The organism is Kutzneria sp. NPDC052558 (assembly GCF_044547355.1).
Lineage (GTDB): Bacteria > Actinomycetota > Actinomycetes > Mycobacteriales > Pseudonocardiaceae > Kutzneria.
This window is the reverse complement of the sequence record NZ_JBIUAG010000005.1, coordinates 124,083-135,629: the sequence shown is the minus strand read 5'-3', so window position 1 is coordinate 135,629 and position 11,547 is coordinate 124,083. Positions and strand designations below refer to the sequence as shown.

11 protein-coding genes are annotated in these 11,547 nt (G+C 71.3%); 3 read left to right on the top strand and 8 right to left on the bottom strand.

What is annotated here, in order from left to right; translation table 11 throughout:
- Positions 1 to 11: 11 nt before the first annotated feature.
- From ACIG5F_RS11575 to ACIG5F_RS11565, 3 genes are read right to left on the bottom strand one after another with little or no spacing between them, the layout of a single operon-like run.
- Positions 12 to 1,304, bottom strand: a complete 1,293-nt coding sequence (locus ACIG5F_RS11575; RefSeq protein ID WP_396517525.1) for an NAD(P)/FAD-dependent oxidoreductase — start codon at positions 1,302 to 1,304, stop codon at positions 12 to 14.
- A gap of 49 nt (positions 1,305 to 1,353) precedes the next feature.
- Positions 1,354 to 2,397, bottom strand: a complete 1,044-nt coding sequence (locus ACIG5F_RS11570) for a sensor histidine kinase (protein ID WP_396517524.1) — start codon at positions 2,395 to 2,397, stop codon at positions 1,354 to 1,356.
- Positions 2,394 to 3,035 carry a response regulator gene (locus tag ACIG5F_RS11565; protein ID WP_396517523.1) on the bottom strand — a complete coding sequence of 214 codons (642 nt, stop codon included), beginning with the start codon at positions 3,033 to 3,035 and terminating at the stop codon, positions 2,394 to 2,396. Before ACIG5F_RS11565 ends, ACIG5F_RS11570 begins: the two co-directional genes overlap by 4 nt.
- A gap of 143 nt (positions 3,036 to 3,178) precedes the next feature.
- Here ACIG5F_RS11565 and ACIG5F_RS11560 point away from each other — a divergent pair, with 143 nt between their 5' ends.
- Entirely contained in the window at positions 3,179 to 4,306 is a 1,128-nt protein-coding gene (locus ACIG5F_RS11560) for an alpha/beta hydrolase (RefSeq protein ID WP_396517522.1), read from the top strand.
- Between the two features lie 83 nt (positions 4,307 to 4,389).
- Here the strand turns inward: ACIG5F_RS11560 and ACIG5F_RS11555 are convergent, their stop codons facing one another.
- Positions 4,390 to 4,845: a carboxymuconolactone decarboxylase family protein gene (locus ACIG5F_RS11555; RefSeq protein ID WP_396517521.1), complete on the bottom strand. Its 456-nt coding sequence runs from the start codon at positions 4,843 to 4,845 to the stop codon at positions 4,390 to 4,392.
- 247 nt (positions 4,846 to 5,092) lie between these two features.
- Here ACIG5F_RS11555 and ACIG5F_RS11550 point away from each other — a divergent pair, with 247 nt between their 5' ends.
- Positions 5,093 to 5,410: a hypothetical protein gene (locus ACIG5F_RS11550; RefSeq protein ID WP_396517520.1), complete on the top strand. Its 318-nt coding sequence runs from the start codon at positions 5,093 to 5,095 to the stop codon at positions 5,408 to 5,410.
- A 46-nt stretch (positions 5,411 to 5,456) separates the two neighbouring features.
- Here the strand turns inward: ACIG5F_RS11550 and ACIG5F_RS11545 are convergent, their stop codons facing one another.
- Genes ACIG5F_RS11545 through ACIG5F_RS11530 form a run of 4 tightly spaced genes read right to left on the bottom strand, consistent with a single transcriptional unit; the run spans position 5,457 to position 10,439 of the window.
- A complete protein-coding gene (locus tag ACIG5F_RS11545) occupies positions 5,457 to 6,752 on the bottom strand; it encodes a serine hydrolase domain-containing protein (RefSeq protein ID WP_396517519.1) in 1,296 nt (431 codons plus the stop codon).
- Between the two features lie 9 nt (positions 6,753 to 6,761).
- On the bottom strand, positions 6,762 to 7,442 hold the full coding sequence (locus ACIG5F_RS11540) for an alpha/beta fold hydrolase (protein ID WP_396517518.1): 681 nt from the start codon (positions 7,440 to 7,442) through the stop codon (positions 6,762 to 6,764).
- Positions 7,439 to 7,879 (bottom strand): hypothetical protein, encoded by a 441-nt coding sequence (locus ACIG5F_RS11535; RefSeq protein WP_396517517.1) that lies wholly within the window; start codon positions 7,877 to 7,879, stop codon positions 7,439 to 7,441. The genes ACIG5F_RS11540 and ACIG5F_RS11535 overlap by 4 nt, the downstream gene beginning before the upstream one ends.
- A 46-nt stretch (positions 7,880 to 7,925) precedes the next feature.
- Complete coding sequence (locus ACIG5F_RS11530) at positions 7,926 to 10,439, bottom strand: LuxR C-terminal-related transcriptional regulator (RefSeq protein WP_396517516.1); 2,514 nt, start codon at positions 10,437 to 10,439, stop codon at positions 7,926 to 7,928.
- Between the two features lie 131 nt (positions 10,440 to 10,570).
- Between ACIG5F_RS11530 and ACIG5F_RS11525 the strand changes: the two genes are divergently transcribed.
- On the top strand, positions 10,571 to 11,455 hold the full coding sequence (locus ACIG5F_RS11525; protein ID WP_396517515.1) for an RNA polymerase sigma factor: 885 nt from the start codon (positions 10,571 to 10,573) through the stop codon (positions 11,453 to 11,455).
- Positions 11,456 to 11,547 lie beyond the last annotated feature (92 nt).

Below are 11,547 nucleotides of genomic sequence, written 5' to 3'. Positions count from 1 at the left end.
ACCGCCGGCCGTCAACCGGTCTCGTCCAAGGGCACGTCGCCCGAGCGGATCAGGCCCAACTGCACCGTTTGGCGGCCGAACACCGCGTCCACCAGCCAGTCGATCAACGTCCGCGCCCGGTTGCCGGGCATCGCCGCCAGGTGGTAGCCCCGGGTCACGACCGCCGCCGGCAACCCGGACAGCGGAATGCCCAGTGGATTGGCCGCCGCCTGCAACCCGCCGAGGTCGACGACAAAACCCAGGTCGTGGTGCTTGTACTCGGCGATCTGGCCGTTGCCGAGCGTGGCGGCGACGTTGAGGCCGGCCCGCTTGCCCTGCCGCATAGCGTGCTGCGCGGTCATCGCCGTCAACTCCCCGGGCCGGGTCAGGTCCGGCACCGCCGCGCAGTCCCCGCACGCGAAGATCTCCGGATGCCCGGGCACGGCGAGGGTCGCGTCGACCACGATCCGGCCGCGCTCGGTCGGCAGCCCGGTCGCCTCCGTGAGCGAATCCGGCCGCACGCCGACACACCAGGCCAATGTGCGGGTCGCCACGTTGTCCCCGTTGGTCAGCAGCACGCCCTCGGCGGTCGCTTCCTTCACCGACGTGCCCGTCATCACCTCGACGCCACGCTTGAGCAGCAACCGATCGGCCGCCCGCGACAGCCGAGGATCCAGTTCCGGCAACACCTTCGGCGCCACGTCCAGCAGCAGCCAACGAATCCGCTGCCCGCGCAGCGCGGCATAGCGGCGCGCGACCGCCGCGGTGAACGGCGGCCCCTGAGCCGCCACTTCGGTGCCGGTGTACCCGGCCCCCACCACGACAAACGTGCAACGGGCGTCCCGTTCGGCCTGATCGTCGGTCGCCCCGGCCAGCTCGATCTGCCGGATCACGTGATCCCGCAGGTACAGCGCCTCGGCGATGCCACGGAATCCGTGCGCATGCGCGCCGATCCCGGGAATCGGCAACAGCTTGTTCACACTGCCGGCGGTCAGGATCAATCGGTCATAGCCCACGACATGTGAGGCACCCTCGGGATCGGTGTAGCTCACCTCGCGCCGGTCGACCGCCACCTTGTCGGCAGTGCCCAGCGCCAACCGCACCCCGGGCAGCGTCTTGGTCAGCGACACCGCGATCCGGCGCGGGTCCAGCGAGGCCGCCGACACCTGGGGCAACAGCGGCAGGTACAGGAAATAGTCGGTCTTGTTGATCAGCACCAGCTCCGTGCCCGGCGGCGCGGCCCTGGTCAGCGCGCGGGCCGCGTGGAATCCGGCGAAGCCGCCGCCGACGATCACGATCCGGTTGGCCGTGCCCACATCTCTCACCGACTTCGGGTCGACTGCGTCTGGGCCCCGCCCCCAGCATCGCAACCCCTCAGCCGAGCGGCAACCGCAGGCGCAGGCGGAAGCCGCCGTCCTCGGTCGGACCGGCGCTGACCGTTCCACCGAGCAGGGCAGCCCGCTCCTGCAAGCCGATCAGACCGTGCCGGGCGCTGGGCAACGCCAGCACCGGCTTGCACGGCGGCGTGTTGGCCACCGTGACGGTCAATTCCCCGTCCGCGCGCTCGAACTCCACGGTCGCGACACTGCCCGGGGCGTGCTTGCGGACGTTGGTCAGCGCCTCCTGGATGGTGCGGTAGATGGTGCGCTGCACCGGCGGATCGACCGCCGGGACCGTGCCGACGACACGGGTCTCGATGCCGCTGGCGGCCAGCAGCTTCGACAGGTCGGACAGGGTCGGCTGCGGCGACAGCTCGGTGTCCGCGCTGCCGGCCGCCCGCAGCAGGTTGACCATGTGCCGCAGCTCGTCCAGGGTGTCGACCGACAGCCGGCGGATGTTCTCGGCCACGTCCCTTGCCGCCTGATCACCGGTGCTGACCTGCAACGCCCCGGCCTGCACGGCGATCAGGGACACCTGGTGCGACACGACGTCGTGCATCTCGCGGGCCAGCTGGTTGCGTTCCCGGGCCAGCACCGCCTGGGCGTCCATCTCCCGTTCGTGCTCGCGGGCCAGCCGGATGTCGCGGAGGCTGCGCACCAGCTGCCCGAGGAACAGCGGCGCGGCGGCGGTCATCGTGCTGTAGATGACGTTGAGCGTCCAGTCCGAGGCGAGCAGGTCGAAGTCCAGGCCCGGGAACATGTAGGCGATCGCCGCCAACAGCCCACAAGAGACCAGCAGCGGCTTGCTGGTGTGCCGCACCGCCACCGCGTACAGGGCGATCAGCGTGGCCACCAGCGAACCGGACACGACCAGCGCCGGCAGCGTCAGCACGAACGCGGCCACCGCCCAGCGGCGGCGGAAAACCAGCGCCAGCACGGCGATCGCCGCGTAGGCGATGGCGTCCCAGGTGTTGTCGGCGTACAGCCACGCGTCGACCGCGGCGACCGCGAGCAGGCCGATCTCGGCGAGCGCCTTCACGATTCGAGCAGCCCGGCCCGCTGGGCCACCAGCGCCGCCTGCACCCGGCTGCCCACGCCGAGCTTGGTCAGGATGGCGCTGACGTGGTCCTTCACCGTGCCCACGCTGACGTGGATGCGGGCCCCGATGTCCGCATTGGACAGTCCGTCGGCGATCAGCACCAGCACCGCCCGTTCCCGCTCGGTCAGCTTCTCCACCTGGGCCACCGCCGCCGAACCGGCGCCGGACAGGTAGCCGTCCACCACCGTCTTGGTGACCTTCGGCGACAGCACCACCCCGCCGGCGGCCAGCGTCCGCACCACCTGGGCCAACTGGTCGGGGCCGGTGTCCTTGAGGATGAAGCCGGCCGCCCCCGAGCGCAGCGCGGTGGCGATGTACTCGTCGGAGTCGAACGTGGTCAGCATCGCCACCACCGGCGGCTGGGCCAGGCCCCGCAGCTCGCGCAGGATGCTGAGGCCGTCCACGTCCGGCATGCGGATGTCCAGCAGCACCACGTCCGGCCGGTGCAGGCCGATCTCCTTGACCGCCTGCCCGCCGGTCGCGGTGGCCACCACCTCGATGTCGCCCGCCGCCTCCAGGATGAGGCGGAACCCTGAGCGCACCAGTTCCTCGTCGTCCACCACGACCACCCGAATCATGCTCGGTATTGTCACCGGAACCGGCCGATTCGCGACATCCGACCCCCGACCGCCGACCGGCTGGCCGGATCCAGCCGGTCGGCGGGGTGTTCGGGCCGGTCCACCGATGCGGCCGGGCGGCCGCCGAGCCGAGCATGGACGCCATGGAGAGCCCCACCGTCCCGGCTGACGTGGCCGACCACGCCCGGGAGACGGGGCCGCTGGAGTCGCCATGGATCTGGATCACCTTCCTGGCGCTGGCCGTGCTCGCGCTGGTCGTGGTGGTCCGCCGACGGCGCAAGACCGGCATCGTCGCCGTGGTGGTGTTCCTGCTGCTGGCCGGGATCACCGGCCTCAACAGCTACGTGGGCTACGTCCGCACCCAGCACGACCTCGCCATGCTGTTACAGCGGGGCGGCTGGCCGTTACGCGACCTCGGCAAGTCCATCGACAGCGGCCCCACCGACACCTCGCGCGCCGCCTTCGACCCCCGGTCGACCGCGCCGAACTCACCGACCGTCGACAAGATCGACCTGCCCGATCCGATCAACAACGTGCCCTCCGGCCGAACCTATGTGCTGCTGCCGCCCGGCTACACCGACCCCGCCAACTCCGACCGCCGCTACCCCGTCGTGTACCTCGTGCACGGTTATCCCTACGGCGGTCCCGAGGACTGGCTCGCCGCCGGTGACGCCCCCGGCACGCTGCGTCTGCTGTACGAGCACAAGACCATCGCCCCGGCGATCGTCGTCAGCGTCGACCTCACCGCCGGCGACGCCAGCAAATCCTGGGACGGCCTCGACGTCCCGGGCGGGCCGCGGTTGGAGACCTACCTCGCGAAAACGGTGGTCTCCGCCGTCGACCAGCGCTATCGCACCCTCTCCGACCGCGGCCACCGCTCACTCGGCGGCATGTCCGGCGGGGCCTTCGCCGCCCTCAACATCGGCCTGCACCACCTGGACACCTTCGGCTCGCTGCTCATCACCCTGCCCTACGACACCCTGGACGGCAACGAGCACTTCCTCGGCGGCGACCGGAAACTGGTGTCCGCCAACACTCCCCGGGACTACATCCCCACCATGCCCTTCCCCCAGCCCGTTTCCGTCATCCTCACCGCCGGCTCCGGCGCCCCCACCGACAACGCCACCGCCACCCGCATCGCCACCGCGCTGCGCGCCCGGGGCCAGCACGTCGTCGTCCGCACCGAACAGGGCTTCAACCACACCTGGCACACCGCCCGCGCCACCCTGCCCTACCTGCTCGCCTTCGCCGACAACGAGTTCCGCCGCTGATCAGTCTCCGCGGTCCGGCACCTCCCCGGCCAGCGGCCCCCTTGCTGAACGCCGAACCGCCGGCCGGACCTTGCCCGCCCTGCCTAGAACTGCTCGCCGGCCGGCTGCTTGACCGTCACGTTGATGCGGTTGAAGAAGTTGGTCGTGGCGATCATCAGGACCAGCGCGGACAGGCCCTTCTCGTCGAAGTGGTCGGCGGCCTCGTCCCACACGGCGTCGGAGACCGGCTCGGTCTGGTCGGCCATGCGGGTGGCGGCCTCGGTCAGGGCCAGGGCGGCCCGCTCGGCGTCGGTGAACAGGTCGCTCTCCCGCCACGCCGCCACCCGCAGCAGCCGGTCGACGGTCTCGCCGGTCTGCTGGGCGTGGGTGACGCCGGAGTCGACGCAGTAGCCGCAGCCGTTGATCTGGCTGGCCCGCAGGTGCACCAGGTCGAGCGTGGTCTTGGGCACGCCGCCCTGGTAGATCGCCTTGAACAGGCCCTGCACCGCGGTCACGGTGTCGGGCAGGACCTTGGCCGGGTTGGTCATGCGTGCAGCCATCGTGCTTGCTCCTTCGGTTCGTGTTCCGACATCTCCCTGACGAGTGGCGCGGCGAGAACATGACAGGCCCCTTCGTGACGGCGGTCACACCGAAGTCCGTTCGCGGCGGCAAACGGGTGAAACCGGTTCACCGAAGTCCATTGTGGAAACTTCCGGGACCAGCGGGAAAGCCCTTTCCGCAACCGGTTCCGAATGGGCAGTCTCTTGCCGGACGGGATCACCTCCCCCGACACTGAAGGAGACAACGATGAACGCTCTGCACCGTCGTATCGCCGCCGCTGTCGTCACCGCCGCGGCCGCAGGCGCCCTGCTCGGCAGCACCGCGATGGCCTCGGCCGCGCCCGCCCCGGCCGCGTCGGCGTCGGCCGAGGTGTCGGTCTCCGGCACGCTGACGGCGATCGCCGGCAAGGTGCTCACGGTGAAGACCGCCGCGAACGCCGACCTCAAGGTCCAGATCACCGACAGCACCAGGATCGAGGGCAGCCTGACCGTGCAGGGCCTGGTCACGGTGAAGGGCCACCAGGTCGGCGGCACGCTCGTCGCCGACGTCGTGACGGCGGCCTGATCGCTGAAGGCGTTGGCCCGCGCCGAGTCGGCGCGGGTCAAGGCCCTCAGGCGATCCGAGGCGCGGCGGCTCCGTTGTGCAGGAACCGGGCGCGGCCCTGTTCGTCGGAACCGACCAGGGACAGCACCTGATGGCCCTCGAACGTCGGTTCGGCGGTGATGATCGTGCTGTCACCGAGCCGGACGACCTCGACACGGTCCGCGGAGCCGATGCTCGGGTCACGGGGACTGCGAACAAGGAACCCGCGGCCGTTCTCGACCGCGAGCCGGGTGTCGTAGAGGGTCGTGCGATAGACGCCGCACATACGACGCACGTCGATCGGGGCGGGATTCGCCGGCGGCACGGGCAATGGCGCGGTCTCGACGCCGGCGAGATCGCCGAGCACCGCGCTGAAGATCTCGTGCGCCATCGGTTCGCCGCCCGCGCTGTTGGTCAGCACGGCCACCGCCACCCCGGCCGACGGGGCCACGCGAAGGAAAGCCTTCTGCCCCTTGGAAACACCGGTGTGGCCGACAACCCCGTCCCGGTGCCGCATCCACCCGAGCCCCCAGCCCACGATGCCGCCACCGAAGTCGGGCACCGAATCGAGTTGGGGCTCGCGCAACGCCGCGAGCGCTGGATCCGTGAGGTGCAGGCGAACGAACGCCAACAGATCACGTGCGCTCATCGCCAGATGCGAGCCACTGGGGGCGCAGAAGTATCGGACCGCCCACGTCTTCGTGGGCACGATGCTCCCGTCGGCCTCGACATGCCCCACCGCCGCACGGTGCAGGATCGCCTCGTACGTGGTGGTGGCGACGGTGTCCAGACCCAGCGGCGTCACCAGACGTTCCCGGAGCACATCGTGAAAACGCTTGCCCCGCAACACCTCCACCAGCCGGCCCAGCACGACGAAGCCGCTGTTGGAGTAGGAGAACACGGAGCCCGGCGCAAACACGTGTTCCGCGTCGGCGAGGGTGGCGACGAACTTCTCGATCGCGTCGTCGTTGCAACCGGGGTCGACGTAGTGGTTGCTGTCCAGGCCACTGGTGTGGGTGAGCAGGTGCCGAGCGGTCAGGCACTCGGTCACGGCCGGGTCGTTCAGCCGGAAACCGGGCAGATAGTCGCGAACAGGGCGATCCAGCTCCAGCAGGCCCTCGGTCACCAGCTGCTGGATCAGCGTGGCCGTCCAGATCTTGGTGATCGACCCGATCTTGAACACCGAGTCGGCGGTGACCTCGACCCGGGTGCGCAGGCTCAGCACGCCCGCGGCCTCGTCCTCGATCTTCCCGTTGGCCAGCACCGCGACCTGCGCGCCCGGCACGTCGTGTTCGGCGATGAGCTCGCTCAGACTCCACCCCATCGCGCCAGCTTAGGGGGTCAGGAACTCCCGGACGATCTCGGCGACGGCGGCCGGCTGCGTGGCGACCATGCCGTGGGTTCCGTCGACCTTCTTGACGGTGAGGTTCGGATTCGCCGCCGCCGCGGCGCTCAGATCGCGTTCGACGCCACGGCGACCGGCCTCCAGCAGCTCCTCGAAATCCCTGCCCTGCTGGAGGTTCCTCGTCGCCAACAACACCAGCGTCGGGCATAACACCTTGGCGAAGGCGTCGATGGTGTCGTCCACGAGGAAGGCGTCGAACACCGTTGTCAGGAAGGGAGTCTGCGCCTGCGCCTCGAACACCTCCCGCAGTGCGGCCAACTCCGTGTCGACGCGGGCGGGCTCCATGCCGGGGTAGTTGGCCGGCGCGGTGAGGGCGCCGCGATGACCGTCGATGCTGACCGCGGCCGGGCATTCGGGGTGACGCGCCGCCCACCGGCCGGCGATCATGCCGCCGAAGGACATGCCGACCACGGTCGGGTTGTCCAGGCCGAGCGCCTCGATGTCGGCCAGCGCGATGTCCCACGACCACGGCAGTTCCGCACGCAGGTCGACGGCGAACACGTGGTAAGTGTCGGTGAGATGGCCGGCGAACCCGCGCCAGTCCTCCGCGCTGCCGCCCAAGCCGTGCAGCAGAAGCAGGTGCGGTCCCGATCCGCCGAAGTCGATCATTCCAAACTCCTCATCCGGTTGCTGACAGATTCCGTGGTGACGCCGCCGTCGGCGTGACGGGCGAGTTTTCCCCTGGTCGCCAGGTCATGCACGCCCTGCCGGGTGACGCCGAGCATCGCGCCGGCGACGCCGTAGGAGACGTGGTCCACGCCCGGATAGCCGGCCTGGCGCGCGACGGCCCGCCCCAACGGCGTGCCCCACCAGTCCGCCGGCGGCTCGAAGCGATCACCCGGGTAGAGCGCGGCGATCAGGCGCGCGGCGCACATCACCGCCGCCGGCCGATCCTCCCCGAGCAGTTGCGTCGCCCACTCCTCGGCCGCCGCCCGAACCCGATCCGCCGGCTGTTCGACATTCAGCAATATCTCCAACGGATCGAGCAGCCGCTGCCGCACCACCGCGACCAACTGCCCGACCAGCGCCTCCCTCGAGACCGACACCGGATCACCTCCTTGACAGCAAGTGTCAAGTACTTGACAGCCGGCGTCAAGGAGCCGGTCGGTCCCCCGGCCCGAGCGCGCCCCGCAGCTCGCGCCGGCCGGCCAGGCCGAGCTTGCGGTACACGCTGGTCAGCGCGAACTCGACGGTCCGCGTGGTGACGTACAGTTCCGCGGCGATCTGCCGGTTAGTCCGGCCGGCGGCGGCCCGCCGCGCGACGAACGACTCCCGCTCGGTCAGCACGGCCGGGTCCGCCACGGCGAACCGGCGGCGTCCCCCGGCCTGCCGCAGTTCCCGCCCGGCGCGTTCCATCAACGCCACCGAGCCGCACCGCATCGCCATGCTGTGGGCCATCCGCAGCACGGACCGCGCCGGCAACTCCTCGCCCGACTCGCGCAGGAACTGGCCCCAGTCCGCCAACGCTCGCCCGTACTCCAGCCGCGCGGGCGATTCCCTCAGCACGTCAACGGCTTCGGCGAGCAGCACGGCGTCACCGGTGACCATGCCGGCCCCGCGCAACGCGACACCGACCGCCGACGCCGAGCCCCAGCGGCGCGCGAGCAGCAATTCCTGCTCCACCAACGCCATCGCTCGCCGACGATCTCCGAGTTGGCCCAACAGCAACGCCGCCGACGACCGCCACGGGCACACGGCCGGGTTCAGCACGCCGCGTTCGTCCATCCTGCGACCGCATTCGAGCAGGTCATGCAGCGCCCGCTCGGTGTCGCCGTCGGCGGCGCGGAGTCGTCCCCGTTGGAACAGCACGGAATCGAGCCGCGCCGACCCCGGAATCTCGCCGTCCAGCCCCTGCGCGCTCAACAGCACAGCCGCCGCCTGCGGCTCGTTCACGTCAATCAGGGCGCCAATCATCGGCGCCAGGGCCGTGGCGTGCGGGTCGTGCTGCGCCAACGTCAGCCGGCGGGCCTCGCGCAGATCACCGCGCCGCAGCGCGGAATCGGTGCGCAGCCCCAGGGCCAGCCGCTCCAGCGCGGGCCGCTGCTGGCCCGATATCGCCGTGAGCGCGTTGTCGCACAACCGGTCCGCCTCGTCGAGCTCGTCCATCATGGACAGTGCCGTCACGAGGTGGTGGAACACCCGCCGGTCGACCAGGTCGAACCCCGCCGTCACGGCCAGGTTCCGGCCCTTCACCCGGGCCAACGCGGCCAGAGTCGACCCGCGATCGCCCTTGAGCGCGCCGGACAGAGCCGCGATCGCGTGCCACAACCTTTGCCGGCGGGGGTTTTCCGGTTTCACCGGCATCACCTCGAGCACGCCGGCGTGCTCGATCTCGATCGACAACGGCGCCAGGTCGTCGTCGACGTCGGCCAGCACCCGGGCCGACTCGACCAGCCGGCCGCGCTCGGCGAGCTCGTAGGCCAGCGCCACGCTGCCGCCGGCCTGGGTCAAGTGCTCCAACGCCGCCGACGGATCGGTGTGCACCTCGGCCTCCCCCAAGGAGGTCAGCAGCCGCCTACGGTCCTCTTCGGACAGTGACTCGGCGAGCAGCCGCCGCAGGCACGCCGCCGCCCGCTCCGGATCACCGTCGGCCAGGGCGGTCGCCGCGTGCTCCCGCAGCATCCGCACCACCCACTCGTCGCCGGGCGGATCGGTCGCCAGCAGATGGTCGATCACCTCCTCGTCGCCGGCCCGCCGCTGGTAGAGGGCCTGCGCCGCCCGCAGGCGCAGCTCCGAGGGCACCCCGGCGACCAGCACGGACGTCACCAGGGGCATGCCGACGCCGCTGAACTCGACCAGTGCCCGGCTCGCCGTCTGGTGGTCGACGCCCGCGACCGCCGCGACCAGGGTCGGATCGGTGCTGCCCAGGATCTCCGCCGCCCGTCCGACCGCGGTCAGGTCCGACCCGAGCCCAGCGACGATCTTCGACGCCAGCGTCGGGGACGGCCGCCGGCACAGCTCACCGATCGGCGAGCCGCCGGCCTCGTGCCGCAACTCGGCCAGCAGCCAGGGATGCCCGCCGGTGGCGCGGAAGACCACGCCGGCGTCCGCCGGCGCCAGCGTTCGCACCACGTCCTCGCTGAAGCAGCCCAACGTCCAACGCCGGGCGTCCCGGGCGAACTCCGCCAGCCCACCCGGCAGCGTGGTCACGATCATCGCCACCGGCAGGTCGGTCAGCCGCCGGCGCAGGTAGTGCAGCAGCCGCAACGAGTCCGCGTCGGCCAGGTCGAGGTCGTCCACCGCGACCAGCACCGGTGTGCGGGCCGCCAGCTCGCGTAACTCGCGGTAGAGCTGCCGGAGCGCGGCCTGATGCATCCTCGGATCCGGGTCCCGCCGCCCGGCGATCCGGTCCACCACCGCGCCCGCGACCGGCTCGAACAGCTGCGCGGCCAGCTCGTACGGGAAATCCCGCTCGGTCGCCGAGCCCTGCGCCCGCAGGACCGTGAACCCGCGCTCGCCGGCGACCTCGGCGCACGCGCGCAGCAGCGTGGTCCGCCCCATCCTCGGCCCGGCCTCGACGCACACGACCGACGGCGTCTCGGAAAGCGCTTGCCGCCAGGCTGCCAGTTCCGCGTCGCGTCCGACGCACGCCTCTCGCACCCGCACCCCCAGCTCCCTCCACTGTCCCGCCGGGGGTCGTACGGGAAGCGCTCCACCCGCAAAAGAGAAGAAGCGCGAGTTCAGGGGTCATTCGAGAGCGCCGGCCGTGTTAGCTTCCCCACCGATCAAGGAGGGCCATGACACTCGACGAGTACGGCGCCGTCCGCGCCCACGCGGTGCGGCTGTGCCTGGCCGCCGGGGCCACCGTCGAAGAGGCCGAGGACTGCGTGCACGAGGCCCTGGTCGAGCTGCTGGAGGTGGCCGATCCCGAATCCGTGCGCACCCCGGCCGGCTGGGTCGCCACGGTATCCCGGCGGCGGTTCATCGACCAGGTCCGCCGTCGCTGCCGCGAACGCGTCGCCAGCCGCCGGGAGCACGCCGCCGCCCTCGCCCCGGTCGACCCCGCCGACCTCGTCGCCGACCGCGACCTCGCGCGCTACCTGGTCCGATCCATGGCCGACCTGCCGCCCACCACCCAGGAAGTCTGTGCCGCGATCGGTGCGGGAAAGTCCGAGGCCGACGTCGCCGAGTCCCTCGGTCTCACCGCCCGAGCCGTCGAGTCGCACCTCACGCGGGCCCGTCGTCGCCTGCGCAAGCTGCGCATCGCCATCGTGCTGCCGGTCGGCGTCGTCTGCGCCCGGCTCGTGCAGCGGCTGGCCGTTCCCCTGACCTGCGCCGCCGTCGCCACTCCCGTCGCCGCCGTCATGCTGCTGCCCGCCTCGCCGACGCCTCGGCAACCGCTCTCCGACCCGGAAACCCCGGCCGCCCTGACGACAACCGTGGCTCCGACCGCCGTGACCACCACCCGTAGCCCGGCCGTTGGCATCGCAACCCCGCCCACCACCACGACGCCCGCCCCGACCAGCTCGGAGAGCGCTCTCCCAAGCGCCACACTGCCGCTGCCGGTCTCCGACGTGGCCGTGCCGCCGGTGGAGGCCGTCGTCTCCACCGTTCTGGGGGCGCTCCCCACCTCCCTGCCGCCACTCCCGGAGCTGCCGCTCAAGCCGCCGCTGGACCGCTGACCAGCTCAAGATCATGGGACCGAACCTCACGTTCACCGTCAGGAAGGGCCCCTTCATGACGTTCGTCCCGTCCGAGCAGGACGGCGTCGATC

What these genes read in the sequence shown, in the direction of transcription:
- ACIG5F_RS11550 (WP_396517520.1), top strand. Translation starts at nt 5,093, where the DNA reads ATGAACGCTCTGCACCGTCGTATCGCCGCCGCTGTCGTCACCGCCGCG.
- ACIG5F_RS11540 (WP_396517518.1), bottom strand. Translation starts at nt 7,442, where the DNA reads ATGATCGACTTCGGCGGATCGGGACCGCACCTGCTTCTGCTGCACGGC.
- ACIG5F_RS11555 (WP_396517521.1), bottom strand. Translation starts at nt 4,845, where the DNA reads ATGGCTGCACGCATGACCAACCCGGCCAAGGTCCTGCCCGACACCGTG.
- ACIG5F_RS11560 (WP_396517522.1), top strand. Translation starts at nt 3,179, where the DNA reads ATGGAGAGCCCCACCGTCCCGGCTGACGTGGCCGACCACGCCCGGGAG.
- ACIG5F_RS11565 (WP_396517523.1), bottom strand. Translation starts at nt 3,035, where the DNA reads ATGATTCGGGTGGTCGTGGTGGACGACGAGGAACTGGTGCGCTCAGGG.
- ACIG5F_RS11525 (WP_396517515.1), top strand. Translation starts at nt 10,571, where the DNA reads ATGACACTCGACGAGTACGGCGCCGTCCGCGCCCACGCGGTGCGGCTG.
- ACIG5F_RS11545 (WP_396517519.1), bottom strand. Translation starts at nt 6,752, where the DNA reads ATGGGGTGGAGTCTGAGCGAGCTCATCGCCGAACACGACGTGCCGGGC.